Source organism: Streptomyces sp. 184 (assembly GCF_045781775.1).
GTDB lineage: Bacteria > Actinomycetota > Actinomycetes > Streptomycetales > Streptomycetaceae > Streptomyces.
In genome coordinates this window covers 1,065,200-1,090,575 of the sequence record NZ_CP123230.1, presented here as the reverse complement: position 1 = coordinate 1,090,575, position 25,376 = coordinate 1,065,200, and the positions used below count along the sequence as shown (strand labels likewise).

Annotated in this window: 21 protein-coding genes; 13 read left to right on the top strand and 8 right to left on the bottom strand. The window is 72.7% G+C overall.

Going from position 1 to position 25,376, the window contains the following annotated elements:
- Window positions 1-30: 30 nt before the first annotated feature.
- Complete coding sequence (locus tag QBL21_RS04840; protein WP_407560725.1) at window positions 31-990, bottom strand: LysR family transcriptional regulator; 960 nt, start codon at window positions 988-990, stop codon at window positions 31-33.
- Window positions 991-1,083: 93 nt separating this feature from the next.
- Here QBL21_RS04840 and QBL21_RS04835 point away from each other — a divergent pair, with 93 nt between their 5' ends.
- The 8 genes from QBL21_RS04835 (at window position 1,084) to QBL21_RS04800 (ending at window position 10,484) form a co-directional block, all read left to right on the top strand.
- Window positions 1,084-2,433, top strand: coding sequence for an MFS transporter (locus QBL21_RS04835; RefSeq protein WP_407560724.1), 1,350 nt, complete (start codon window positions 1,084-1,086; stop codon window positions 2,431-2,433).
- Between the two features lie 99 nt (window positions 2,434-2,532).
- Complete coding sequence (locus tag QBL21_RS04830; protein ID WP_407560723.1) at window positions 2,533-3,552, top strand: BMP family protein; 1,020 nt, start codon at window positions 2,533-2,535, stop codon at window positions 3,550-3,552.
- Window positions 3,553-3,731: 179 nt separating this feature from the next.
- Window positions 3,732-5,420 carry an ABC transporter ATP-binding protein gene (locus QBL21_RS04825; RefSeq protein ID WP_407560722.1) on the top strand — a complete coding sequence of 563 codons (1,689 nt, stop codon included), beginning with the start codon at window positions 3,732-3,734 and terminating at the stop codon, window positions 5,418-5,420.
- Window positions 5,417-6,520, top strand: a complete 1,104-nt coding sequence (locus tag QBL21_RS04820; RefSeq protein ID WP_407560721.1) for an ABC transporter permease — start codon at window positions 5,417-5,419, stop codon at window positions 6,518-6,520. Before QBL21_RS04825 ends, QBL21_RS04820 begins: the two co-directional genes overlap by 4 nt.
- Complete coding sequence (locus tag QBL21_RS04815) at window positions 6,517-7,800, top strand: ABC transporter permease (protein WP_407560720.1); 1,284 nt, start codon at window positions 6,517-6,519, stop codon at window positions 7,798-7,800. The genes QBL21_RS04820 and QBL21_RS04815 overlap by 4 nt, the downstream gene beginning before the upstream one ends.
- Window positions 7,797-8,228: a cytidine deaminase gene (locus QBL21_RS04810; protein ID WP_407560719.1), complete on the top strand. Its 432-nt coding sequence runs from the start codon at window positions 7,797-7,799 to the stop codon at window positions 8,226-8,228. Before QBL21_RS04815 ends, QBL21_RS04810 begins: the two co-directional genes overlap by 4 nt.
- On the top strand, window positions 8,228-9,505 hold the full coding sequence (locus QBL21_RS04805; protein ID WP_407560718.1) for a thymidine phosphorylase: 1,278 nt from the start codon (window positions 8,228-8,230) through the stop codon (window positions 9,503-9,505). The genes QBL21_RS04810 and QBL21_RS04805 overlap by 1 nt, the downstream gene beginning before the upstream one ends.
- Before the next feature lie 304 nt (window positions 9,506-9,809).
- Entirely contained in the window at window positions 9,810-10,484 is a 675-nt protein-coding gene (locus tag QBL21_RS04800) for a hypothetical protein (RefSeq protein WP_407560717.1), read from the top strand.
- A gap of 42 nt (window positions 10,485-10,526) precedes the next feature.
- Here QBL21_RS04800 and QBL21_RS04795 read toward each other — a convergent pair whose 3' ends face one another.
- From QBL21_RS04795 to QBL21_RS04775, 5 genes are all read right to left on the bottom strand, one after another.
- Window positions 10,527-11,294: a succinate dehydrogenase iron-sulfur subunit gene (locus tag QBL21_RS04795; RefSeq protein WP_407560716.1), complete on the bottom strand. Its 768-nt coding sequence runs from the start codon at window positions 11,292-11,294 to the stop codon at window positions 10,527-10,529.
- Entirely contained in the window at window positions 11,294-13,048 is a 1,755-nt protein-coding gene (gene sdhA / locus QBL21_RS04790; protein WP_407560715.1) for a succinate dehydrogenase flavoprotein subunit, read from the bottom strand. Before sdhA ends, QBL21_RS04795 begins: the two co-directional genes overlap by 1 nt.
- Before the next feature lie 21 nt (window positions 13,049-13,069).
- On the bottom strand, window positions 13,070-13,552 hold the full coding sequence (locus QBL21_RS04785; RefSeq protein WP_407560713.1) for a succinate dehydrogenase hydrophobic membrane anchor subunit: 483 nt from the start codon (window positions 13,550-13,552) through the stop codon (window positions 13,070-13,072).
- Window positions 13,552-13,932, bottom strand: coding sequence for a succinate dehydrogenase, cytochrome b556 subunit (gene sdhC / locus QBL21_RS04780; protein WP_407560712.1), 381 nt, complete (start codon window positions 13,930-13,932; stop codon window positions 13,552-13,554). Before sdhC ends, QBL21_RS04785 begins: the two co-directional genes overlap by 1 nt.
- Window positions 13,933-14,202: 270 nt before the next feature.
- Window positions 14,203-14,670 (bottom strand): 2-oxo-4-hydroxy-4-carboxy-5-ureidoimidazoline decarboxylase, encoded by a 468-nt coding sequence (locus QBL21_RS04775; RefSeq protein ID WP_407566306.1) that lies wholly within the window; start codon window positions 14,668-14,670, stop codon window positions 14,203-14,205.
- 267 nt (window positions 14,671-14,937) lie between these two features.
- Between QBL21_RS04775 and QBL21_RS04770 the strand changes: the two genes are divergently transcribed.
- Window positions 14,938-16,740: a beta-N-acetylhexosaminidase gene (locus tag QBL21_RS04770; RefSeq protein WP_407560711.1), complete on the top strand. Its 1,803-nt coding sequence runs from the start codon at window positions 14,938-14,940 to the stop codon at window positions 16,738-16,740.
- A gap of 147 nt (window positions 16,741-16,887) precedes the next feature.
- Here the strand turns inward: QBL21_RS04770 and QBL21_RS04765 are convergent, their stop codons facing one another.
- Window positions 16,888-19,536 (bottom strand): N-acetylmuramoyl-L-alanine amidase, encoded by a 2,649-nt coding sequence (locus QBL21_RS04765; RefSeq protein ID WP_407560710.1) that lies wholly within the window; start codon window positions 19,534-19,536, stop codon window positions 16,888-16,890.
- Window positions 19,537-20,163: 627 nt separating this feature from the next.
- On the opposite strand from QBL21_RS04765, the gene QBL21_RS04760 reads away from it, so the two are divergent.
- The 3 genes from QBL21_RS04760 (at window position 20,164) to QBL21_RS04750 (ending at window position 22,945) form a co-directional block, all read left to right on the top strand.
- The gene (locus QBL21_RS04760) at window positions 20,164-20,808 is read left to right on the top strand and encodes an RNA polymerase sigma factor (RefSeq protein WP_407560709.1); all 645 of its coding nucleotides are present in this window, start codon (window positions 20,164-20,166) and stop codon (window positions 20,806-20,808) included.
- A complete protein-coding gene (locus QBL21_RS04755; protein WP_407560708.1) occupies window positions 20,808-21,980 on the top strand; it encodes a hypothetical protein in 1,173 nt (390 codons plus the stop codon). Before QBL21_RS04760 ends, QBL21_RS04755 begins: the two co-directional genes overlap by 1 nt.
- Window positions 21,981-22,243: 263 nt before the next feature.
- Window positions 22,244-22,945: an RNA polymerase sigma factor gene (locus QBL21_RS04750; RefSeq protein ID WP_407560706.1), complete on the top strand. Its 702-nt coding sequence runs from the start codon at window positions 22,244-22,246 to the stop codon at window positions 22,943-22,945.
- Window positions 22,946-23,222: 277 nt separating this feature from the next.
- Here QBL21_RS04750 and QBL21_RS04745 read toward each other — a convergent pair whose 3' ends face one another.
- Window positions 23,223-24,107 carry a L,D-transpeptidase family protein gene (locus QBL21_RS04745; protein ID WP_407560705.1) on the bottom strand — a complete coding sequence of 295 codons (885 nt, stop codon included), beginning with the start codon at window positions 24,105-24,107 and terminating at the stop codon, window positions 23,223-23,225.
- Window positions 24,108-24,342: 235 nt separating this feature from the next.
- Here QBL21_RS04745 and QBL21_RS04740 point away from each other — a divergent pair, with 235 nt between their 5' ends.
- Window positions 24,343-25,272, top strand: a complete 930-nt coding sequence (locus tag QBL21_RS04740; RefSeq protein ID WP_407566305.1) for a sulfotransferase family protein — start codon at window positions 24,343-24,345, stop codon at window positions 25,270-25,272.
- The last annotated feature ends 104 nt before the right edge of the window (window positions 25,273-25,376 follow it).

The following is a 25,376-nucleotide window of genomic DNA, read 5'->3' as shown; positions in this document are numbered from 1 at the left end:
CGAGCGGGAGCCCCGCCCCCGTACCCCCGGCTACCCCGCCAGCAACTGCCCCCTCCGCCCCAGCAGGAACCGCCTGAACGCCGCCACCGGCGCCGTCTCCTGCTGCCCCGCCACCCACGCCACCCCGATCTCCCGCACCGCCCGCGGCGCCGTGACGTCCAGCTCCACCACCCCCGGCCGCGGCACCGCCGGCGGCGGCAGCAGCGCCACCCCGAGCCCCGCCGCCACCAGCCCGCGGATCGTCTCCGCCTCCTCCCCCTCGAACGCGATCCGCGGCACGAACCCCGCCGCCGCGCACAGCTCCTCCATCATCCGCCGCATCCCGTAGCCCGGCTCCAGCGTCACGAACGGGTCCTCCGCCACCTCCGCGAGCCGGATCCTGCGCCGCCCGGCGAGCCGGTGGTCGTCGGGTACGACGAGCCGGAGGCGCTGCTCGTCCAGCCGCCGCGCGGCCAGGTCCGGCGCGTCCGGCACCGGCGAGGTCAGGCAGAGGTCCAACTCGCCCGCCCGCAGCCGCTGGAGCATCCACTCGCCGTAGTTCTGCACCAGCGCGAAGCGCACCCGCGGGTGGTCCTTGCGAAACTCCCGCAGCAGCCCCGGCACGGTCTCGGAGCCGAGGGTGTGCAGGAAGCCGAAGGCGACCTTGCCCGTCTCGGGGTGGGCGTCGGCGCGTACGGCCTCGGCGCCGCGGCCCACCTCGGCCAGCGCGCGTTCCGCGTAGCCGAGGAAGTCGCGGCCCGCGGTGGTCAGGGACAGGGTGCGGCCGCGGCGGGCGAAGAGCGCGACGCCCAGGTCGGCTTCGAGCCGCACCATCGCCCGGCTCAGCGTCGGCTGCGGGACGCCGAGCGCGCGGGCGGCGCGGGTGACGTGCTCCTCGCGGGCGACGGCGGCGAACTGCGCGAGCCGCGGCGCGAGCACCGCGCCCCACTCCCCCGCCGCCGGCGCAGCGGCGGGTGCCGGGGTGTCTTCCGGATGACGGGGCCGTGACATCGGCCCCTGTGACCTCGATTCATTCACCACAGCATCGATTATCGCTGTTTTCCGCATTGGACGCATGAGTGGGCGGGTCGTAGCTTCGATGGCATGGCCTCCAAGCACGCCCCCGGCGAGCCCGGCTACCGCCGGGTGCTCCTCGCGCTCTTCGCCGCCGGCGTCGCCACCTTCACGCTGCTCTTCTCCACCCAGGCCCTGCTGCCCGCGATCTCCGCCGACCTCGGCGTCAGCCCGGGCGCGGCCAGTTGGACCGTTTCCGCCACCACCGCGGCCCTCGCGCTCGCGGTGCTGCCGCTGAGCGCGGTCTCCGAGCGGTTCGGCCGGCAGCGGACGATGGCGTGGTCGCTGACGGCGGCCGTGCTGCTGGGTCTGGCGATGCCGTTCGCGCCGGACCTGGGTGCGCTGATCGCGCTGCGTACGCTCCAGGGCGCCGCGATCGCGGGCATCCCGGCGTCGGCCATCGCGTTCATCGGCGAGGAGGTACGGGCCCGGGCGGTGATCGGCGCCGTCGGGCTCTTCGTCGCGGGCAACAGCGTCGGCGGCATGGCGGGCCGCATCCTCACCGGCTGGACGGCCGAAGCCTGGGGCTGGCGCGCGGCGCTGGCCACGGTGGCCGTGCTCTCGCTGCTCTGCGCGGTCGCGTTCCGCGTACTCCTGCCGCGCGCCCGGCACTTCAGCGCCGCGCCGCTGGCGCCACGGGCGCTCGCGCGGACCGTACGCGGCCATCTCGCCGACGGGCTGATGCGCCGGCTGTACGGGATCGGGCTGCTGTTCATGACCGTCTTCGGCGCGGTCTACACGATGATCGGCTACCGGCTGGCCGGCGAGCCCTTCGGCCTGTCAGCGGGCCTGATCGGCTCGGTCTTCGTCATCTACCTCGTCGGCACCGGCTCCTCCGCCGCGGCCGGCCGGCTCGTCGCCCGCCTCGGCCGCCGCGGCACGCTGTACGGCGCCGCCGGCACCACCGCCGCCGGTCTGCTGCTGACGATCGGCGACTCCCTGGCCGCCGTGCTGGCCGGGCTGGTGCTGCTCACCGCGGGCTTCTTCGCCGGGCACGCGGTCGCCTCCGCCTCCGTCAGCCACGCGGCGCGTACCGGCAAGGCGCAGGCGTCGGCGCTGTACCAGGTCGCGTACTACGTCGGGAACAGCGCGGGCGCCACCGCCGGCGCGATCGCCTTCCACGCGGTCGGCTGGAACGGGGTCGTCGTGCTCGGGCTCGCGGCCCTCACGGGTGTCACGGGCATCACTATTCACGCCACCCTCCTGGCTACCGCGGCGACCCGCACGGCAGCACGCGCCGGGGCGCTTTCGGGGCGCCGCGCGACCGCCCGCGCCCAGGCCCCCGCAAGCCACCCCGTATCCCGCGAACCGACAGGTCAGCCGGTACCTGCCGGCCTCGCCGGCGCCGTCGAAAACACCGGGGCGGAGACGATCCGGTAACGGACTCGTTGCCGGAGGTTCAGCTCGGTCTACGCGCGTTACGATGCCCCGGAAGCAGCGCCGGAAAGAGGCGCTTCGCAAGACGAAGGGGTAGTCCTCTTGCGCCGGGTAACCAAGATCGCCGCCGCGGGTGTGGCAACCGCGGCCCTCGCTTTCACCAGTGCTGCGTGCAGCAGCGACAGCGGCAGCAGCGACAAGGGCGTCGGCCTCGCCTTCGACGTCGGTGGCCGCAGTGACGCCTCCTTCAACGAGTCGGCCGCCCGCGGCTACGACAAGGCGAAGAAGGAGTTCGACCTCGGCGGCAAGGAGCTGACCGCCCGGGACGGCGAGACCGAGGCCGACCGCGAGCAGCGCCTCACCTCCCTCGCCGAGGCTGGCTACAACCCGGTGATCGGGGTCGGCTTCGCGTACGGCAAGTCGGTCAACAAGGTCGCCAAGGACTTCCCCGACACCACCTTCGCCGTCATCGACGAGGCGTCCCAGGGGAAGAACGTCGCCGGCGTCACCTTCGCCGAGCACGAGGGCTCGTACCTCGCCGGCGTGGCCGCCGCGACGAAGAGCAAGACCGGCAAGGTCGGCTTCATCGGCGGCGTGCACAACAACCTGATCAAGAAGTTCGAGGCCGGCTTCGTCCAGGGCGTCAAGGACACCAAGCCGGACGTCGAGGTCGACGTGAAGTACCTCTACGAGAGTGACCTCAAGGGCTTCCAGGACCCGCTGCGCGCCAAGGGCATCGCCGAGGGCATGCTCGACTCCGACGCGGACATCATCTACAGCGCCGCGGGCCTGTCCGGCACGGGCTCGATCGAGGCCGTGGCCGCGCAGGAAGGCGCGTGGGCGATCGGCGTCGACTCCGACCAGTACCGCGACAAGGCCCTGGCCGACTACAAGGACGCGATCCTGACCTCGGTGGTCAAGAACGTCGACGTGGCCGTCTACGACGTGATCAAGAGCGTCGAGGACGACAAGCCGCTCACCGGCGACCAGACCTTCGCGCTCAAGGACGACGGCGTGAGCCTGGCCACCTCCGGCGGGTTCATCGAGGACATCCAGGGCGACATCGACGCGGCCAAGCAGAAGATCGCCGACGGCGAGATCAAGGTCAGCGACACTCCCTGAGCACGGTACGTGTCCCGGGGTCCGGCGGACGGTGCGGTCGACCGTCCGCCGGACCCCGCGCATCTGCCTCCGGACTACGCGCGTAGCGTGATATGCCGTAACACGCGTCACGTAACTTGCGCCGTGCGTACGGCGTTTCGGTACGTCCGCCGCCCCGCATCCACCGCCCTCGACGAGGAGTGTGCGCCATCGCAGCCCCCAGCAGCAGCTCCACGGCAGCGGACCCGCCCGCCGGCGCCGCCGCCGTCGAGCTACACGGCATCACGAAACGCTTCCCCGGCGTCGTCGCCAACCACGACATCGACATCACCGTGCGCCGCGGCACCGTGCACGCCCTCGTCGGCGAGAACGGCGCGGGCAAGTCCACCCTGATGAAGATCCTCTACGGCATGCAGAAGCCGGACGAGGGCACGATCACGCTCGACGGCACGCAGGTCACGTTCGCCAGCCCGGCCGACGCCATCGCGCGCGGCATCGGCATGGTGCACCAGCACTTCATGCTCGCCGACAACCTCACCGTGCTGGAGAACACCGTCCTCGGCAGCGAGAAGCTGCACGGCATCGGCGACCGGGCGCGCGCGGAGATCATGAAGCTGTCGGAGGCGTACGGCCTCGGCATCCGCCCCGACGTGCTGGTCGAGGACCTCGGCGTCGCCGACCGGCAGCGGGTGGAGATCCTCAAGGTCCTCTACCGGGGCGCCCGTACGCTCATCCTCGACGAGCCCACCGCCGTCCTCGTCCCGCAGGAGGTCGACGCGCTCTTCGACAACCTGCGCGGGCTGAAGGCCGAGGGCCTGACCGTGCTGTTCATCTCGCACAAGCTCGGCGAAGTGCTCGCCGTCGCCGACGACATCACCGTCATCAGGCGCGGCACCACCGTCGCCGCCGTCAAGCCCGCGGACGTCACGTCCAAGCAGCTCGCGGAGCTGATGGTGGGCAGCGAACTGCCGACCCCCGAGACCCGCGAGTCCACGGTCACCGACGTACCGATGCTGCGCGTCGGCGAGCTGCACCTGACGGCCGTCGACGCCGACGGCGTACCGCGCGAGGTGCTGGACCGCATCTCCTTCACCATCCACAAGGGCGAGGTGCTGGGCATCGCCGGCGTGGAGGGCAACGGCCAGTCCGAGCTGGTCGAGGCCATCATGGGGCTGCGCGACCCGGACGACGGCAGCATCGTGCTGGACGGCGCGGACATCAGCCACGCCGCCACCCGCAAGCGGCGCGAGGGCGGCATCGGCTACATCCCCGAGGACCGCCAGCGGCACGGCCTGCTGCTGGAGGCCCCGCTGTGGGAGAACCGCATCCTCGGCCACACCACAGAACGCCCCAACAGCCGCGGCGTGCTCATCGACGCCGCCGCGGCCCGCAAGGACACCAAGCGGATCGTCGAGGAGTACGACGTCCGCACCCCCGGCATCGACGTGACCGCCGCCTCGCTCTCCGGCGGCAACCAGCAGAAGCTGATCGTCGGCCGGGAGATGAGCCACCGGCCGAAGCTGCTCATCGCCGCCCACCCCACGCGCGGCGTGGACGTGGGCGCGCAGGCGGAGATCTGGGAGCAGATCCGCGAGGCCCGCCGCGAGGGCCTCGCGGTGCTGCTGATCTCCGCGGACCTGGACGAGCTGATCGGGCTTTCCGACACGCTGCGCGTGATGTACCGCGGGCAGTTGGTCGCCGACGCCGATCCGGCGGCGATCACGCCGGAGGAGCTGGGCAGCGCCATGACGGGCGCGGCGACCGGCCACCTGGAGGACGATCCGGCGGCGGCGCAGGGCACGGACAGCTCGACGGGCAGCTCGACCGACAGCTCCACGGGCAGCTCCACCGACAGCGACGACGGGCAGGGCGGGGGCCGTACGCGATGAAACGCCTCGACAGGGACAAGCTGATCACGGCGGTCGGCGCCCCGGTGCTCGCGGTCTTCGCCGCGCTGGTGCTGACCTCGCTGATCATCCTGATCTCCGGGAAGGACCCGTTCCGGGCCTACCAGGTCATGATCGAGTTCGGGACGACCGACCGCAGCGCCATCTACATCGTCAACAAGTCGACGATGTTCTTCCTCTCCGCGCTGGCCGTGGCCATCGGCTTCCGGATGAACCTCTTCAACATCGGCGTCGACGGCCAGTACCGCATCGCGGCCTTCTTCGCCGCGGCCGTCGGCGGCGCGCTGTCGCTGCCCGGCATCATCCAGATCCCGCTGATCATCCTGGTCGCCATGGGCGTCGGCGCCATCTGGGCGGGCATCGCGGGGGTGCTGCGCACCACCCGCGGGGTCAGCGAGGTCATCACCACGATCATGCTCAACTCGATCGCCGGCGCCGTCATCGGCTACTACCTCACCGCGGGCCGCCTCGGCGAGAAGGACGGGAACCTCACCCACACCCCCGACATCCCGTCCTCCAGCCACATCTTCATGTTCGGGACCTCGGTCGGCGACATCAACGGCTTCGTCGTCTTCGCCGTGCTCGCCGGCGTCCTGTACTGGTTCGTGCTCAACCGCACCCGCTTCGGCTTCGACCTGCGCAGCGTCGGCCAGTCCGAGACCGCCGCCGCCGCGAGCGGCGTGGACGTCAAGCGCATGGTCGTCACCAGCATGGTGCTCTCCGGCGCCGTCGCCGGCCTGGTCGGGATGCCGACGCTGCTGGGCGAGTCGTACAACTACGGCACGGACTTCCCGCTCGGCGTCGGCTTCACCGGCATCGCCATCGCCCTCCTCGGCCGCAACCACCCCGTCGGCATCGCGCTCGGCGCGCTGCTGTGGGCCTTCCTGGAGCGCACCGGCACACAGCTCGAATTCGAGGGCTACGACCAGAAGATCGTCGAGGTCATCAAGGGCATCATCGTGCTCTGCGTCGTCATCGCCTACGAGGTGGTCCGCCGCTGGGCGCTGCGGGACCAGCAGCGCCGCGTCGGCGAGGAGCTGGCCCAGGCACGTAAGACGGAGAAGGCGGAGGTGGGCGCGTGAGTACGGTGACCAAGACGGGCGCCGTCGCGCCCGCCAACCGACCGCCGGCCGACGGCCGCAAGCGGCGCCTCGGCCTGCCGCAGGTGCTCCTGCTCGTCGCCGGCGGCCTGCTGCTGCTCTCCGCGGTGCGCGCGATCACCGACACCACCAACCTCACCGCCTCCGCGCAGATCGGCGGCGCGCTCGCGCTCGCCGTGCCGATCGGCCTGGCCGGTCTCGGCGGGCTGTGGGCGGAGCGCTCCGGCGTGATCAACATCGGCCTCGAAGGCATGATGATCCTCGGTACGTTCTTCGCCGGCTGGATCGGCTGGCAGCACGGGCCGTGGGCGGGTGCGCTCGCCGGGGTGATCGGCGGGGCGCTGGGCGGGCTGGTGCACGCGATGGCCACGGTCACGTTCGGCGTCGACCACATCGTCTCCGGTGTGGCGATCAACATCCTCGCGCTGGGCACCACCCAGTACATGGCGAAGATCTTCTTCGCGGACGGGGACGCGCTGGAGGCGGGCGGCACCGACAAGCAGTCGCCGCAAGTCGACGACATGCACACCTTTTCGGTCCCCGGACTCACCGACTGGCTCGGGGACCTGGAGGACAAACACTGGTTCTTCCTCTCCGACACCGCGGGCATCCTGCGCGGCTTCACCCACGACGTGTCGTACCTGATCCTGGTCGCGGCCGTGCTGTTCGTGCTCACGTACTACGTGCTGTGGCGCTCGGCGTTCGGGCTGCGGCTGCGGTCCTGCGGCGAGAACCCGGTGGCCGCCGAGTCGCTGGGCGTCAACGTCTACCTGTACAAGTACGCGGCGCTGGCCGTCTCCGGCGCGCTCGCCGGGCTCGGCGGGGCGTTCCTCGTCACGTTCACCCACATCTACCTGGAGGGCCAGACCGGCGGCCGGGGCTACATCGGCCTGGCGTCGATGATCTTCGGCAACTGGCGGCCGGGCGGCACGGCGCTGGCGGCCGGGCTCTTCGGCTTCACCGACAGCCTCCAGTTGCGCGGTGGCGGCGAGGCGGTGCACGCGCTGTTCCTGCTGCTGGCCGTGCTGCTCGCGGCGTACGCGGTGTGGAAGTACGTGCGCGGCGGCGCCCGGGCGGCGATCGCGGCGGGCGTCGCGGCGGTGCTCCTCGGGGTGCTGTACGCGACCACCGACACGGTGCCGCGCGAGGTCGTGGAGGCCACGCCGTACGTGACCACACTGGTGGTGCTGGCGGTGTTCGCACAGCGGCTGCGGGTCCCGAAGTGGATCGGCAAGCGCTACCGAAGGGGAGAGAGCACGTGACGGACACGGCGCAGGAGTCCGAGCGCTGGGAGGCGCTGCGGCGGGCGGCCCGGGACGCGATGTCCCGGGCGTACGCCCCGTACTCGCACTACCCCGTCGGCGCCGCGGCGCTCGTGGACGACGGCCGTACGGTCGTCGGCTGCAACGTCGAGAACGCCTCGTACGGCGTCGGGCTGTGCGCCGAATGCGGCCTCGTCTCCGCCCTGCACGCCGGCGGCGGCGGCCGGCTCACCCACTTCACCTGCGTCAACGGCGACGGGCAGCTCATCCTGCCGTGCGGACGCTGCCGCCAGTTGCTCAGCGAGCACGGCGGCCCCGAGCTGCTGCTCGACACCCCGTCCGGCATCCGGCCGCTGGCCGAGCTGCTGCCGGACGCCTTCGGCCCGTTCGAGTTGAGCAGGTCCCAGAGCGGAGGATCGCAGAACTGATGGACGCCATCTCCGTCATCCGCGCCAAGCGCGACCGGCAGCGGCTCTCCGACGAGCAGATCGACTGGGTCGTGGACGCGTACACCCGCGGCGAGGTCGCCGACGAGCAGATGTCCGCGCTGGCCATGGCGATACTGCTCAACGGCATGGACCGCGACGAGATCGCCCGGTGGACCGCGGCGATGATCGCCTCCGGCGAGCGGATGGACTTCGGCGCGCTGCCGCGCCCGACCGCCGACAAGCACTCGACGGGCGGCATCGGAGACAAGATCACGCTGCCGCTGGCACCGCTGGTCGCCGCCTGCGGGGCGGCGGTGCCGCAGTTGTCGGGGCGCGGCCTCGGCCACACCGGCGGGACGCTCGACAAGCTGGAGTCCGTGCCGGGGTGGCGGCCCTCGCTGTCGAACGACGAGATGATGGCGATCCTGCGCGACGTCGGCGCCGTGATCTGCGCCCCGGGCACGGGTCTCGCGCCGGCCGACCGCAAGCTCTACGCGCTGCGGGACGTGACCGGGACGGTGGAGTCCATCCCGCTCATCGCGTCCTCGATCATGTCGAAGAAGATCGCCGAGGGTACGGGCGCGCTGGTGCTGGACGTGAAGGTCGGCTCGGGCGCGTTCATGAAGGACCTCGACCGGGCGCGGGAGCTGGCGTCGACCATGGTGGGCCTCGGCAACGACCACGGGCTGCGCACCGTGGCGCTGCTGACCGACATGTCCACGCCGCTGGGGCTGACGGCGGGCAACGCGCTGGAGGTCCGCGAGTCGCTGGAGGTTCTGGCGGGCGGCGGCCCGGCGGACGTCGTGGAACTGACCCTCGCGCTGGCCAGGGAGATGCTGACGGCGGCCGGCCTGCCGGACGCGGACCCCGCGGCGGCGCTGGCGGACGGCTCGGCGATGGACGTGTGGCGCCGCATGATCACCGCCCAGGGCGGCGACCCGTCGGCCCCGCTCCCCACGGCCCGCGAAACCCACACGCTGGCGTCCCCGGCGACGGGCGTCCTCAGCCGCCTCGACGCCTACGCGGTGGGCCTGGCGGCCTGGCGCCTGGGCGCGGGCCGCGCCCGCAAGGAGGACCCGGTCCAGGCGGCGGCAGGCGTGGAACTCCACGCCAAACCGGGCACCGCGGTCACGGCGGGCCAGCCCCTGCTGACGCTCCACACGGACACCCCGGACCGCATCCCGGAGGCGCTGGAGGCGCTGAAGTCGTCGTACGACATCGCCCCGCCGGGGGCGACGGTGGAACGGGGCCCGCTGATCCTGGACCGCCTGGACTGACCGCACCCGTCAACACGCACGACAGTCGCTCGCCCGTGCGGGTGAGGTGTGCCGATTAACGGACAGTATTTCCCCCCTCACCCGCTAGCGTCCGGATCATGGTCAACTCCCCCCATGAAACGCATCACCGGGCCTTTCAGCAGATTCCGGAGTTATTCACGAGCGCCTTCCGGCTGCTCGATCTCCCGGTCCCGGGCGAGGCGGTGGTCACGGCCATCGACAGCGACCTCACGGAAGTACGGCCGGTGGAACGCCACGTGGACACGCTCCTACGGCTGGATTTCCCCGAAGGCGATCCGTACCTGTGCTGGTCGAAGCCCAGACGAAGAGGGACCCCGACAAGCCCGACAGTTGGGCGTACTACCTCAGCTACCTCCGCAACAGATACGGCCACCAGCCGATCCTGCTCGTCGTCTGCCGCGACCGCGCGACCGCCCTCTGGGCGTCCCGCCCCTTCCGCATCGGCCACCCGGCCCACCCGAACCTCACACTCACCCCGCTGGTCCTGGGCCCGCACAACGTCCCCAAAATCACCGACTACGAACGCGCCGCGGCGGACGTGCCGTTCGCGGTCTTCTCCGCCATTACGCACAGCAACGACCCGGATGCGGGTGCCATACTGGAAGTGCTGGCGGAAGCCCTGAAGAAGACCGACGACGAGACCCGTACGACCTGCGCCGAACTGGCTGCCAGCGGTCTGGAGAAGACGCCGGCCGCAAAGATTGGGAGGAATCTCATGGACGCCGGTTTGTTTTCGTTCCGTGGCTTCGTCGCCGAAGGACTCCGCGAAGAAGGCCGGGTACAGGAGCGGGTGGCCGGCGTGCTCCGGGTGCTGGGGGCCCGCGGCATCCCCGTGGATGACACGGCACGCGAACGCATCGCCGACTGCACCGATATGGCCATGCTCGACACCTGGTTCGAAAAGGCCATCGCCGCCACAAGCGTCGACGAACTCTTCACCGACCCGCCGCAGGACTGACAGCCACCCCGGGGGAGGTCGCAGTGGCCTCCCCCGGGGTGGTCAGAAGCGGCGGGTGATCAGGGCTCGTTTGACCTCCTGGATGGCCTTCGTCACCTCGATGCCCCGCGGGCACGCGTCCGTGCAGTTGAACGTCGTGCGGCAGCGCCAGACCCCGTCCCTGTCGTTCAGGATCTCCAGGCGCTGCTCCCCCGCCTCGTCCCTGCTGTCGAAGATGAAGCGGTGGGCGTTGACGATCGCCGCCGGGCCGAAGTACTGGCCGTCGTTCCAGAAGACCGGGCACGAGCTGGTGCACGCCGCGCACAGGATGCACTTCGTGGTGTCGTCGAAGCGCTCGCGGTCCGCCGCCGACTGGAGGCGTTCGCGGGTGGGTTCGTTGCCGCGGGAGACCAGGAACGGCATCACGTCGCGGTATGCCTGGAAGAACGGCTCCATGTCGACGATCAGGTCCTTCTGCACTGTCAGACCCTTTATCGGCTCCACCGTGATCGGCTTTTCCGGGGAGATGTCCTTGATCAGGGTCTTGCACGCCAGCCTGTTGCGGCCGTTGATGCGCATCGCGTCGGAGCCGCAGATGCCGTGGGCGCAGGAGCGGCGGAAGGTGAGGGTCCCGTCCATGTCCCATTTGATCTTGTGCAGGGCGTCGAGGACCCGCTCCTTGGGGTCGATCTCCACCCGGAAGTCCTCCCAGTACGACTCCGCCGCCGCCTCCGGGTTGAACCTGCGGATGCGGAACGTCGCGGTGATGTACGGGGAGTCCGCCGGCTCGGGGGACTCGGACTCGACCTTGTCCATGACGGGTGTTGCCATCAGTACTTACGCTCCATCGGCTGGTAGCGGGTCTGCACGACCGGCTTGTAGTCGAGCCGGACGGTCTCCGTGCCGTCGTCGCCGACCTCGCGGTACGCCATGGTGTGGCGCATGAAGTTGATGTCGTCGCGGTTCGGGTAGTCCTCGCGGTAGTGGCCGCCCCGGGACTCCTTGCGGGCGAGCGCGGAGATCGCCATGACCTCGGCCAGGTCGAGCATGTTGCCCAGCTCGATGGCCTCCAGCAGGTCGGTGTTGAACCGCCGGCCCTTGTCCTGGATGCCCACGTTCCGGTACCGCGCGCGCAGCTCCGCGAGCTTTTCGACCGCCTCCTTGATGGTCTGCTCGGTGCGGAAGACCATCACGTTCTTGTCCATCGTCTCCTGCAACTCGCGCCGCAGCTCCGCCACCCGCTCCTTGCCCACCGAGTCGCGCAGCCGCTCCACCTCGCCGACGACGAAGCCCGCCGGGTCCTCCGGCAGCTCGGCGTGGTCGGCCGTCGCCGCGTACTCCGCCGCGGCGATGCCCGCGCGGCGGCCGAAGACGTTGATGTCGAGGAGGGAGTTGGTGCCCAGCCGGTTGGCGCCGTGTACGGAGACGCAGGCGACCTCGCCGGCCGCGTACAGCCCGGTGACGACGGTGGTGTTGTCGGCGAGCACCTCGCCGCGGACGTTGGTGGGGATGCCGCCCATCGCGTAGTGAGCGGTCGGCTGGATCGGGATCGGGTCGGTGTACGGCTCGATCCCCAGGTACGTGCGCGCGAACTCCGTGATGTCCGGCAGCTTCGCGTCCAGTTGCTCCGGCGGCAGGTGCGTGAGGTCCAGGTAGACGTGGTCGCCCTCGGGGCCGCAGCCGCGGCCCTCGCGGATCTCGGTGTAGATCGCGCGGGAGACGACGTCGCGCGAGGCGAGGTCCTTCATGACGGGCGCGTACTTCTCCATGAAGCGCTCGCCGTCGTTGTTGCGCAGGATGCCGCCCTCGCCGCGGGCGCCCTCGGTGAGCAGGATGCCCATCCGCCAGATGCCCGTCGGGTGGAACTGGAAGAACTCCATGTCCTCCAGCGGCAGCCCGCGCCGGAACACCGACGCCTGCCCGTCGCCGGTCAGGGTGTGTGCGTTGGAGGTGACCTTGAAGAACTTGCCGTTGCCGCCCGAGGCGTAGACGACGGCCTTGGCCTGGAAGACGTGGATCTCGCCGGTCGCCAGCTCGTACGCGACCACGCCCGCCGACCGCTTGACGCCGTCGACCTCGGTGATGAGCTGGTCGAGGACGTAGAACTCGTTGAAGAACTCCACGCCCTCCTTCACACAGTTCTGGTAGAGCGTCTGGAGGATCATGTGGCCGGTGCGGTCCGCCGCGTAGCACGCGCGCCGCACCGGGGCCTCACCGTGGTTGCGCGAGTGGCCGCCGAAGCGGCGCTGGTCGATGCGGCCCTCCGGGGTGCGGTTGAACGGCAGGCCCATCTTCTCCAGGTCGAGGACCGCGTCGATGGCCTCCTTCGCCAGGATCTCGGCGGCGTCCTGGTCGACCAGGTAGTCGCCGCCCTTGATGGTGTCGAAGGTGTGCCACTCCCAGTTGTCCTCCTCGACGTTCGCGAGGGCGGCGGCCATGCCGCCCTGCGCGGCGCCGGTGTGGGAGCGCGTCGGGTACAGCTTGGTCAGCACGGCGGTGCGGCTGCGCTTCGTCGCCTCGATGGCGGCGCGCATGCCGGCGCCGCCCGCGCCGACGATCACGGTGTCGTACTTGTGGATCTGCATGAGGGGAACCTCTTCGCCGCGTCAGCGGATGTTCGGGTCGAAGGTGAAGATCACCAACGTGCCCAGGAGGACGGTGAAGACCGTGGCGGCGTACAGCAGCATCTTCAGCCAGAAGCGGGTGCCGTCGCGCTCGGCGTAGTCGTTGATGACCGTGCGCAGCCCGTTGGCGCCGTGCAGCATCGCGAGCCAGAGCATGAGCAGGTCCCAGCCCTGCCAGAACGGGGACGCCCAGCGGCCGGCGACGAAGGCGAAGCTGACCTTGCTGACGCCTCCGTCCAGCACGAGCTGGATCAGCAGGTGGCCGACGACGAGGACCGCGAGGACGATCCCCGACAGCCGCATGAACACCCAGCCGTACAGCTCGAAGTTGGTGCGGGTACGGGAGGTGGACCGGGCGGTGCGCGGGGTGCGGGCGCGGGGGGCCTCGATGAGCGGGGCGGGGTGGTCGGCGGAGTACGCGGCGGTGGAGCCGGTCAGCTCGACGTCGGAGGTGGCCATGGTCATCAGCTCCCGAACAGCTCGCGCGCGGCGTGGCCGAGCACCGGATAGATCGCGCCGACCATCAGCACCGCCCAGATCCCGACCACGGTCCACAGCATCGGCTTCTGGAGCCGGACTCCCTTCGACCAGAAGTCGACGGCGACGACGCGCAGGCCGTTGAGCGCGTGGAAGAGGACGGCGGCGACGAGCCCGTACTCCAGCAGCGACACGATCGGCGTCTTGTACGTGGCCACCACGTCGTCGTACGCCTCGGGCGACACCCGCACCAGGGCGGTGTCGAGGACGTGGACGAACAGGAAGAAGAAGATGAGGACGCCGGTGACGCGGTGCGCCACCCAGGACCACATGCCTTCCCGGCCGCGGTAGAGCGTTCCAGCCGGCACGGAAAAAACCCTCCGGAAACTGATCGGGGGCCGGCCGTCAGGGCTCGGGTAGTGCGCTGTCGGTCATGACCCGGCCGGGTACGGTCCTCCGGCCTTCGCCATCGTAGCGACGGTGCGTCGGCACACCGGTCATGGGGGTGCAGGTGTGATCAATCAGGCACGCGCGTGGCCTAACGGTGCAGACAGGCCGGGGGATCAGGGCGGTTGCGTCCCCTTTTGCGCCCGCGCGGGCGGCGGGGTACGCGGTGGGTGTGCGACCGGGTGCCCGGGTCAGGTGCGGGACGTCTCGGCGGCCGGTGCGAGGAGGCGGGTGAGCCTGCCGCGGGCCAGCCGGCGGAGTTCGTCGGCGGCGACGAGGCGTTCCTCGTCGGGCTCGTGGCCCAGGCGCGCGCGGATCGCGGCCAGCGTGCGGTCGAGCCGTTCGTCCTCGGGGCAGCCGTCGAGGCAGAGGACGAAGGAGTGGCCGAAGCGGCTCTCGTACGCGGCGTGCGCGGCCCGCAGCGCGGTCCGCTCGGCGATGCCCGCGGCCGGGGGCAGGCCGGTCGCCTCGTCGCTCAGCGCGCCCGCGACGGAGGCGGGGGCGAGGTCGTAGCTGGCCTCGTCGGCGGCGGCGAGGAGGGCGCCGAGGTCGGGGTACGGGCGGTGGGCGGTGAGGCGGCGGGCCCAGTGGCGGTCGTCGAGGCAGCCGAGGAGGGCGCGCTCGGCGTCGGCGGGAGGGGCGGCGTTGAAGGCGGCCAGGCCGGACCGGTCGGCGGGGCGGGTGGCGCGCGGTGCGGATGCGGGCAGGGCGGGCTCCCTGGTGCGTGGTTGGCGTGCCGGGCGCGCGGGCGCGTACCCAAGGCGGCTACGGTCGAACAGCGCGGCGCCACGCTAGCGGCCGGAGCGGAACCGCCCGGTCCCGCAGGCCGGGGTTTCACCCGTACGAGGAGGTTTGTCGGACTGGATCGATAGAAGTCGTACATCGCCCCCACGCTCCGACGTGGCCCGTCCGGGAGGTCCCCCACCATGCGATTCCCGCCGCGTACGCCCCGGCCCCCGCGCCGGTCCCCCGCCCGGCACGCCCGCCGCGCGGCCGGCCCGCTCCGCGCCCTCCGGGGGCCGCGGCAAGCGCTGTACTGGACGCTGGCCACCGCCCTGGCCACCACCGCCGTGCTCCTCGCCCTGCTCCCCGTGTTCGGCGGCGACGGCGGCGCGGACGGCGACGGCACCTCCGGCCGCGCCACCGGCGCCGCCCACCGCACCGCGGGGAGCGACCCGCCGCCCACGCCCACCGCCGGCGGCGGGGACCGCGCCGCCCCGCCCCGGGCGCAGCGCGGCAAGCCGCTCCCCGACCCCCGTACCGTCCCCGCCGTCCGCTCCTACGAGCGCGCCGAGGGCACCGGCTGGCGGCCGGTGGAGCGCGCCCGCGTCGTCGCCGAGGACGGAGAGCTGACCGACGAGGCCATGCGCCTCGCCGGCGAACTGGGCATGCGGTACGCGGACGACGACGGCGGCAGCGGAGGGGAAGGCAGCGGCGAGGCGGACGACTCCGCGGCGCTCGGCCGGCGCACCGGCGACGTCCGCCTGCGGCTCGAACCCCGCAGCGCCGGCGGCCCCGAGGCGTACCGGGTCGACGTCGCCGACGGCCGCGCCACCGTCACCGCCGCCACCGACACCGGCGTCTTCTACGGCACCCGCACCCTCCGCCAGGCCGTACGCGCCGGCGGCGGCGTACCGCCCGGCCGCATCGCCGACCGCCCGGACCGCCCGCAGCGCGGGTTCATGGTCGACATCGCCCGCAAGCACTTCAGCGCCGCGTGGCTGGCCGACCGCGTCCGGGAGATGGCCGACCTCAAGCTCAACCAGCTCCACCTGCACCTCTCCGACGACCAGGCGTTCCGCGTCGAGAGCGACAGCCACCCCGAGGTGGTCTCGGAACCGCACCTGACCAAGGCCGAGATCGAGCGCATCGTCGAACTCGCCGCGGACCTCCACATCACCGTCATCCCCGAGATCGACTCCCCCGGCCACCTCGGCGCCGTCCTCGACGCCCACCCCGGCATGCAGCTCAAGACCGCCGAAGGCAGCCCGGTGGAGGGGGCGATCGACATCTCCCAGCCCCGCGCGGGCCGGCTCGTGGACGACCTGCTGGCGGAGTACGCGCCGCTCTTCCCCGGCCCGTACTGGCACATCGGCGGCGACGAGTACGTGGCGCTGATGGCGAGCGACCCCGAGGCCCGCTACCCGCGCCTGGCCGCCGCCGCCCGCAAACGCCACGGCGACGGCGCCGCGGTCGCCGACCTCACCGCGGCCTGGCTCAACGACCGCGCGGACACGGTCAAGAAGCTCGGCAAGAAGGTCAAGGCGTGGAACGACGGCTTCATCCCGGGCGCGAAGGTCCGTCCGGACCGTGACCGGGAGGTCGAGTACTGGACGGGCAAGGAGGCGTTCGCGCGCGACCCGCAGGCGTTCCTGGAGGACGGCCGCCGGCTGGTCAACCTCAACGACGAGTACCTGTACTACGTCCTGGGCGAGCCCAACGACTTCACGTACCCCACGGGCAGGCGGATCTACGAGGAGTGGACGCCGGCGGTGCTGCGCGGCACCCGGCCGGTGCCGAAGCGGCTGGCGGGCCCGGAGAAGGTGCTCGGCGCCCGCTTCGCGGTGTGGTGCGACCGGGCGGGGGCGCAGACGCCGCGGCAGGTGGCGGAGGGCGTCAGGCTGCCGCTGGCGGCGCTGGCGCAGAAGGTGTGGGACCCGCGGAAGCCGGAGCTGGAATGGCGGCAGTTCGCGGATCTGGCGGGGCGGGTGTCGGGCGGCGGGGGCTGAGGACCGTACGGGACGGGCGGCCCGGTTCGCGTACGCGGGCGGGCCGGGGCGCGTACGACAGGAGCCGCCGCCGGGCGCCGCGCCCCGGGTGGGTACGCCGAAGGGGCCGCCCCGGTGGGACGGCCCCTCGCGGGCGGTGTCAGCGCCTCACGGCGCCAGCTCCACCCCCAGCCGGCCCGCGGCGGGGGTGCCCAGCGCGGACTTGCCGTAGTACACGGCGCCCGACGCCGACACCCCTTCGCTGCCGCTGTCGAGCTGGAGCAGGGTGCCGTCGTAGGCGTCCTCGCCGATCACGCCGATGACGAGATCCGCCCGCCCGTACCCGGACAGGTCCGCCAGCAGCACCGACGAGCCGAGCCGGTCGCCCTTCTCGCTGACCCCGCTGATCCCCGCGGTGTCCTGGTGGTACGCCTTCGGTGAACCGGACGCCGTCGACAGCCCCGAGGAGCCGCCGCGCAGCAGCAGGGACGTGCCGGCGTCGGCGCGGTTGGCGCCGTCGCGGGTCATGTCCTCGCGGTAGACGCCGGCGAGCACGTCGGCGTGGCCGTTGGCGTCCACGTCGCCGACCGCGACCGAGAAGCCCATCGCGTCGCCGGCCTCGGAGGCTCCCGGCACCGAGCCGGTGTCCTGGTGGACGATCTGCCGGCCGGTCGTCGTCAGCCCGTTCGCGGAACCCTTGACCAGGGTGACCTGGCCGCCGGTGTTCGCGGCCGACTCGCTGGCGAAGGGCTGGCCGACGACGAGGTCGGCGAAGCCGTCGCCGGTGACGTCCCCGGTGGCCACGGACCGGCCGCCCGGGACGGCGAGGTCAGCGGTGACGTCCAGCCCGACCGAGGTGCCGCGCAGGATGTCGAGGCGCGCCTTGCCGCCCGGGTCGCGGTAGGTGATCGCCGCGTCGTCGTAGCCGTCGCGGTTGAAGTCGCCGACGGCGGCGTCCTGGTAGCTCACCGTCTCGTACGGGAACGAGCCCTCGCGGCCGTTGCCGTTCAGGTCGTGCGTGGCCCACGCCTCGGCGCCGACGCCGAGGACCTCGTCGCGGCCGTCGCCGTCGAAGTCGCCGGCGGCGACCGCGGAGCCGTACTTCGCGCCGGTCGGCGAGAAGCCGTCGCCGAGGACGAGGTTGCGGCCGGAGTCGAGGCCCGGGCCGTACAGGACGGTGATCACGCCGGCGTCGGCGTGGCCGGTCGAGTCGTCCTTGCCGGGGGCGCCGACGAGGAGGTCGGCGATGCCGTCGTTGTTGACGTCGCCCCACTCGGTGTCGGTGCCCCAGGCGTCGCCGGCGGCGGCCGTGCCGGGCACGCCGGTGCTGTTCTGGGTGAGGCTGCGCTTGGCGCTCGCCACCGGGCCGTTCTCGCCGCCGGGGACGACGAACACCGCGCCGGAGCCGGTCTGCCCACCGCCGTTGGCGCGCGGGGTGCCGGCGACGAGGTCGCCGCGGCCGTCGCCGTTGTAGTCCCGGGTGGGCAGGGCGTGCGAGGCGCCGGGGGCGGCGGCCAGGGCGCGGATCTGTGCCAGCTTGGGGTACAGCCGGTCGCCGGGGCAGGCGGTGACGTTGACGTCCTCGGCCGCGCCGAAGGGGCGGAACCGGCCGTCCTTGTGGCCGGAGATGTTCTTGATGGTCTTCGGGTCGCCGGCGGGGACGAACGCGTTGTCCGCGTCGAGCTTCTGCGGCGTCAGCGTCGTGCTGCCGGCGGGGTTCACGCCGTACTGGCCGAGCTTCCAGGCGGCGATGCGCGAGACGGCTTCCAGCGCGGCCTGGGAGGGGTGGCTGTGGGTGTGGTAGTCGCCGAGGACGGCGATGCCCGTGGAGTGGCTGTTGAAGTTGGCGGTGTGCGCGCCCAGCACCGGCTGGTCCATGCCGCCGGCGCGGCCCTCGAAGATCCGGCCGCACTTGTCGACGAGGAAGTTGTAGCCGATGTCGTTCCAGCGGTTCTCGTTCACGTGGAAGAGGAAGACGGAGCGGACCATGGCGGCGGACTGGGCGCAGGTGTAGTTGACGGCCTCGGCGGTGTGGTGCACGAAGGCGGCCTTGATGCCGTCGGGGTTGTACGTCGGCGGGTCCTCGACCAGCGACTCGTCGGCGCCCCAGCCGGCGCGGCGGGTCACCGGCGGCGGGGTGACGGGCGAGTCGGGCGCCGGGCCGGGTTCGGCCTGGGTGACGGCGGCGGCGGGGGCCATGTCGGTGGTGCCCGCGGACGCGGCGTCCTGGCCGGACGCCGGGGGCGCGGCCTGCGCGGCCGGCGCCGTCTCCGTACCCGCCTGCGTGCCGACGCCGGCGGACTCGGCCTCCTCGGCCTCCTCCTGCGTCACGCCGGGGTCGACGAGCGCGACCTCCAGGCCGGCGGGCAGCGGAGTGCTCGTACCGTCCGCGCGTACGACCCGCGCCTCCACGCCGTCCGAAGGGCCGACCCACAGCGGCTCGGTGCTGCCGCGCATGTCCGCCGCCAGGTCGTCGGTGGCCGGGCCCGCATCGGTGCCCAGGGCGCGCCAGCCGCTCCACGCGCCGGTCGCGGCCGAGCGGGTGCGCACCTCGGCGGCGCCGCCGAGGTCGCGGCGTTCGTTGCTCCAGGAGATCCCGACCATCGAGAACTGCTCGGTCCCGGTACGGTCCACTTCCTGCCGGGCGCCATCCCCGGTCAAGTCCACGCCGTGGACCGCCGGCTCCCGCGGCTCGGTGCCGGCCGCCGCCGGGTCGCCCGGGCCGGAGCCGGGGTCGGCCACGGCGACGGTGATCGCGCCGACGCCGCCGAGCACGACCGCGCCCAGGGTCAGCCAGGCACGTCTGCGCAGGCTCAACGGCCGGTACGCATGGGATCTACGCGGACTCACATCCCGCCCCTTCGTTCGCTCACGTCTGGCGTGCGCTCACGCTCGACACACGTACAGCGCCACCGGTGTCGAAAACGTGTCAGTACCGCCCTGACCGGCACAAAGAAGACGGCCGGAGCCGCTACCCCCCACAGGAGCTGCTCCGGCCGTCGGCCTCAGGTGCGGGTGCCCGTTCGGGCCCGCTGTATTACTCAGCGCCAGAGGGCCCGGAAATGTCACAGCACCTCTTCCGCGGGTGCCGACCGGTCCGTACGCGCCCCTCGTCCGGGGTCCTTGCGGGACCCCGCCGGACCACTCTCCAGCCCCCGTCCGGGCCACGGCCAGCCCCCATCCGGCCCCTGTACAGGGGCCGACCGGCCCTCGACCGGCGCGCGTCGAGGTGCCAGCGGGCCCGCCGACATCGTAGGCGGTGGTGCGGAGAGGCTCCGGGTGTGTTGCGAAGGGACCGCAGCCGCCGTAGCGTGCACATCGCGTCGACTAGACGCACAGACATTCGTTCGACTACAGGCTCGACGGTCCGCCCAGATCCGGGGGTGCTCCGCAGATGTGTCCGCGTGTACTGCGTCTCCTGGCGCCACGGACCGACTGACCACCGTGCAGGGGGAATACGCGGAAGACGCCGCGCTGTCCGGCGCGGTGCACGCTGCCCAGCTCGGCGACGAGGCAGCGTTCCGCATCGTGTTCCGGACGGTGCACCCTCGCCTGCTCGGATACGTGCGCAGCCTGGTCGGCGACGGCGACGCCGAGGACGTGACCTCCGAGGCGTGGCTTCAGATCGCGCGCGACCTCGGCTCGTTCAGCGGGGACGCCGACCGCTTCCGCGGCTGGGCGGCGCGCATAGCGCGCAACCGCGCGCTCGATCACGTGCGAATGCGTTCCCGCAGGCCCGTCTCCGGCGGCGACGAGACCCAGCTCGCCGACCGGCCCGCGGACTCGGACACCGCCGAGGAGGCGATCGAGGCGCTCGGTACGGGCCGCACGATGGCCTTCATCGCGCGGCTGCCCCGCGACTACGCCGAAGTCGTGGTGCTGCGCGTGATCATGGGACTGGACGCCAAGCGCACCGCCGAAGTTCTGGGCAAGAGCCCGGGCGCGGTGCGTACGGCGGCACACCGCGGCCTCAAGCAGTTGACCGCGCTGATCGAGAGGCCGCAGGAGGAGGGGGATGTTCCGCCCGGGGAAGGGCAGCAGCCTGGCGGTGTGACGCAATCAGCCGCGCGGACGCTTAAGGAAATGTGATGGTGGACGACCGGTACGGCTGGCTCGACGAGGACGTCGCGGAGCGACTGCTTCGCGGTGAGCCGCTCGACTTCGCGGATGGCGGCGGTCGCCGTGGGCGGCGCAGGCGCTGGTCGCCGGAGGACCGGGCCGCGGCCGAGCGGCTGGCCGCCGTGCTGGCGCGGGTGGCCGAGTCGGGCCGCCCGGGTGCGAACGGCCGGGTGCCCGGGGAGCAGGCCGCGCTGGCGGCGTTCCGGGCGGCGCAGGAGAGCACGAGCCGGGCGTCGTCCGCGGAGTTCGCCGCCGAGTCGCCGTTCGACGGGCGCCGGGAGCGGATCCGGTCGGGCGTCGTGGGGCGGCTGCGGTCGCTGCGGCTGAGCGTCGTGGGCGCGATGGCGGCGTGTGCGCTGGGCGGGGTCGCGGTGGCCTCCACCGCGGGCGTGCTGCCGGCGCCGTCGTTCATCCAGGACACCGGTGGCAACCGGTCGCCGAGCGTGGGCGCCACGTCGTCGGCGCAGACCCCCGGCGACGAGGCGGAGGACGGCTCGGCCGAGGAGGGCGGCAAGGGGTCGGACGGCCACGGCAAGGACGACGGGTCCGGCAAGGACGGCAAGGACACCAAGGGCAAGGACGACGGCGCCGGTACGGACCCGGACCTGCCCGGCCGCGGCGTGATCGGCGACGTGCGGGGCAACGAGCCGCCGAACATGGCGGACGCGGACTCCGTGCTCGACGAGCTGTGCCGCGACTACCTCGCCGCGCAGGCCGGTACGGGCCCGACGCCGGGCCAGGGGCGGCTGCGCGTCCTGGAGCAGGCGGCCGGTTCCGCGGAGGCGATGACGGCGTACTGCTCGAACCGGCTGGGCACCAGCGTGGGCACCCCGGGCGGAGCGACCGGCGGCGGCACCGGCGGTTCCCCGGGCGGCAGCACGGGCGGCGACACGGAGGAGCCGACGAGCCCGAGCCCGTCTGTCCCGTCCTCTCCGGGTACGGACACGGGCGGTTCGAGCGGCTCCGGCGGGGACACCGGCGGTGGCGACACCGACGGCGGCACCGAGAGCGGCGGCGGCGACGGCTCGCCGCCGCAGAACGGCCCCTCGCCGAACCCGAGCGTCAACATCTCGGAGTCCCCGGCTCCGGAGCTCTCGGCGACCGCGACCGCTCCGGAGCCGGACGGGTCCGCCACCGGCTGACCCGGCGGCACCCCGCTCCCCCGCAACTCCCCCCCCAGGCACACTTTTGTCCCGTTTCACCCGGAACGGACGGAGAACGTCGCGGTGTTCATCTGCCCGTACGGGATAAATGTGGGGGTGCTCACGTCAAACGTCCATGATGTCTGGCATTGTTGCACTGTTCTGTTCGATTCCGGGTGTGGCTGGGGCAGCGGCCTGACGGAGAGCGCGCGGGGGCGCGGGCACGGTGCACAGTGCCGCAGGCCGATCACGAGGCGCACAAGGTGGGGGAAGACAACGGACCGGCGGCCGCACGGGCGGCGCCGGTGAACAAGGCTGCGGACGAGGACCTCCAGCCACTGGTCCGCAGGGCGCAGAGCGGTGACGAGGCGGCGTTCACCGCGCTCTACCGGCGGCTCCAGCCGGTGCTGCTCGCCTATCTGCGCGGCGTTGTCGGCGACGACGCCGAGGACGTGGCCGCCGACGCCTGGCTGGTGATCGCCCGCGACCTGGGCCAGTTCCGCGGCGACGGCCCGTCGTTCCGCGGCTGGACGGTCACGGTCGCCCGGCGCCGCGCGCTGGACCTGCTGCGCCGCGAGCGGCGCCGCCCGCAGGGCGTGCTGCTCGACGAGCGCGTCCACGACCTGCCCGCGGAGCGCGCCGCCGAGGAACACGCGCTGGAGTCGCTGGGCACCCGGCAGGTGCTGACGCTCATCTCCGCGCTGCCCCGCGACCAGGCGGAGGCGGTGCTGCTGCGCACGGTGGCCGGGATGCGCGCCACCGACGCCGGCGAGGTGCTGGGCAAGCGGCCGGGCGCGGTGCGTACCGCCGCCCACCGCGGGCTGCGGCAGCTCGCCGAGCTGGTGTCGTCCGCGGCCTGGCGCGAACGGAGCCTGGAGCGCGCGGCCCTGGCGGCGGCCGAGAGCCGCGGACGGGAGGCGGAGGCGGGCTCGGAGGAGCAGTTGCGGCTGGGCCTGGGCGCCTGAGAGGTCGCGTACGCCCGTTGCGGTACGCGTCCTGGCGTACGGGATCCGGAAGGCGACCGCACGGGGGAGGAGTGGCGCGGGCGGTGCTGGGGGAACGCAACCCGCCCGCGCCAAATGCGCTGAGCCGCAGGTACGGGGGGAACCCCGGCCGAGCGCTGGGCCGATGACCAGTCGGCACATCACTTACAGCGTCGTCGGCGGAGAAAGTGTCACAGCCACAGCTCAGCCCGTGCGTACGGCGCGTACGGCACCGCGGGTGCCGTACCGCCGCGCGCGGTCAGTCGTAGACGACCACCTTGTCGCCGACCCGGACGTCCCCGAAGAGCTTCGCGATCTTCGCCTCGTCGCGCACGTTCACGCAGCCGTGCGAGGCTCCGGCGTAGCCGGTCGCGGCGAAGTCCGCTGAGTAGTGCACGGCCTGGCCGCCGCTGAAGAACATCGCGTACGGCATGGGGGTGTCGTAGAGCGTCGAGACGTGGTGCCGGCTCTTGAGAAAGACCTCGAACACGCCCTCGCGGGTCGGCGTGTACTGCGACCCGAAGCGCACGTCCATGGCCGCCAGCACCTCGCCGTCCTTCATCCACCGCAGGGTGTCGCTGCGCTTGCTCACGCACAGCACCCGCCCCTCGGTGCAGCGCGGGTCGGGCTTCTCCATGGCCTGCGACGTCGGCGGGTACAGCTCGTCGCGCGTGGGCTCGTCGGTACGGGCCAGCAGGCGCTCCCACGTGACGACGTCCGTCTCGCCGGTGCGCGGCAGGCCGCGGTCCTCCTGGAACGCCGAGACGGCGTCGGCGGTGACCGGCCCGTAGTACGCGGTGGGGCCCTGGCCGAAGACGCCCTCCGCGCGCAGCCGGGCCTGAAGCTCCCGCACCTGCTCGCTCTCGTCGCCCACGGCCATCAGCACCTCGGGCCCCTCGGGCGTGGGCTCGGCGGTCGGGGTCCTGGACGCGGACGCCTCGGCCTTCGGCTTCTTCTTCGGCTTCGCCGGCTTCGTCTCGGACGGCGTGGCCGAGGGCTCGGCGGGCTTCTCGGACGTCGCCGGTGCCGAGGACGACGGCGGCGCGGAACCGCCCCCGCTGCCCGCCGCGTCCGCCGAGGCCGAACATCCCGCCGCCGCCGCGAGCGCCGCCCCCGCCGCCGCGAGCGCGACGGCCACGCGCACCGAATGGAGTTTCCTGTAAACGCTCACATGTGCTGGACGCAATTCGCCCACCCCCCCGGTTCCCTCCTGCAAGGCGTCGAACGATTCTCTCCCCCGACACGGGCGCTCCGGAACCCCGTAGCGCACCGTTGCCTCCCGGACACCTTGCGTTTGCCCCCGTCCCCTGGAATGGCCCGTCCGCCCGGCACACGCCGCTGGGCGGACCGTGATCGCCACTAGGAGGGTTGGTGTGCGCATGAACGCCGTCGGCAGAGGTCTCAAGCGGCGCGGCAGGCTGATGGCGCAGGCGCTCGGCCCACCCCGGCGCGCCCCCCGGTCCACCGCCGCGCCCGCGCGCACCTCCGGGAGCGGCGCGGGGGGAGGCGCCGGGAGCGGCGCCAGGGGCGGCGCCGGGGGTGGCGCGCCGGACCCGTACGCCGCGCCCCGCGCCCCGCGCCTCGTCGACTCCCCCGTCTTCGTGCTGTCCTCGGTACGCTCCGGCTCCACCCTCCTGCGCGTACTCCTCAACAGCCACCCCGACATCCGCGCCCCGCACGAGATGCACCTGCGCACGCTGCGCGTCGAACTCACCCGCCCGTACAGCGCGAAGGCCATGGAGGGCCTGGAGCTGGACCGCCGCGAGCTGGAGCACCTGCTGTGGGACCGCGTGCTGCACCTGGAGCTGGAGCGCAGCGGCAAGCGGGTCATCGTCGACAAGACCCCCGCCAACGCCCTGATCCGCGACCGCCTCGGCGAGTGCTGGCCGGACGCCCGCTTCCTCGTCCTGCTGCGCCACCCGGGCGCCGTCGTCTCCTCCCTCGTCAACCGCCGCAAGGAGCCGGACCTCGACGCCATCCATGCCGAAGTCCTCGACTACGGCGAGGCGCTGGAGGCCGCCCGCACCGGCCTGGGCCCGGCGGGGCACGTGCTGCGCTACGAGGAGCTGACCGCCGAGCCGGCCGCGACCACCCGCGGCATCTGCGCGTTCCTGGGCGTCGAGTGGACCGCCGGGATGCTCGACTACGGCGCCCACGACCACGGCGCGTTCCGCCCGCACCTGGGCGACTGGAGCAGCAACATCAGGTCGGGCCGCATCCAGCCCGCCCGCGCCGGCGACCACGCCGCCGGGCTGCCCGGCCGGCTCGCGGAGCTGGCCGAGCTGTGGGGGTACGGCCGGGACGGGTAGCCGGGCGCGGGTCCAGGGTCGTTGTCACCGGCGGAGCGTACGCTCGTGACTACAGTCCGTACAGGGCCGGGAAGGCCGGAAGTCGGAAGCCGGGGAAACCGCGG

Excerpts from the sequence above, each read along its gene's own strand:
- QBL21_RS04820 (WP_407560721.1), top strand. The coding sequence starts at position 5,417 with ATGAAACGCCTCGACAGGGACAAGCTGATCACGGCGGTCGGCGCCCCG.
- QBL21_RS04805 (WP_407560718.1), top strand. The coding sequence starts at position 8,228 with ATGGACGCCATCTCCGTCATCCGCGCCAAGCGCGACCGGCAGCGGCTC.
- QBL21_RS04740 (WP_407566305.1), top strand. The coding sequence starts at position 24,343 with ATGAACGCCGTCGGCAGAGGTCTCAAGCGGCGCGGCAGGCTGATGGCG.
- sdhA (WP_407560715.1), bottom strand. The coding sequence starts at position 13,048 with ATGCAGATCCACAAGTACGACACCGTGATCGTCGGCGCGGGCGGCGCC.
- QBL21_RS04785 (WP_407560713.1), bottom strand. The coding sequence starts at position 13,552 with ATGACCATGGCCACCTCCGACGTCGAGCTGACCGGCTCCACCGCCGCG.
- QBL21_RS04840 (WP_407560725.1), bottom strand. The coding sequence starts at position 990 with ATGTCACGGCCCCGTCATCCGGAAGACACCCCGGCACCCGCCGCTGCG.
- QBL21_RS04835 (WP_407560724.1), top strand. The coding sequence starts at position 1,084 with ATGGCCTCCAAGCACGCCCCCGGCGAGCCCGGCTACCGCCGGGTGCTC.
- QBL21_RS04795 (WP_407560716.1), bottom strand. The coding sequence starts at position 11,294 with ATGGCAACACCCGTCATGGACAAGGTCGAGTCCGAGTCCCCCGAGCCG.
- QBL21_RS04770 (WP_407560711.1), top strand. The coding sequence starts at position 14,938 with ATGCGATTCCCGCCGCGTACGCCCCGGCCCCCGCGCCGGTCCCCCGCC.
- QBL21_RS04755 (WP_407560708.1), top strand. The coding sequence starts at position 20,808 with ATGGTGGACGACCGGTACGGCTGGCTCGACGAGGACGTCGCGGAGCGA.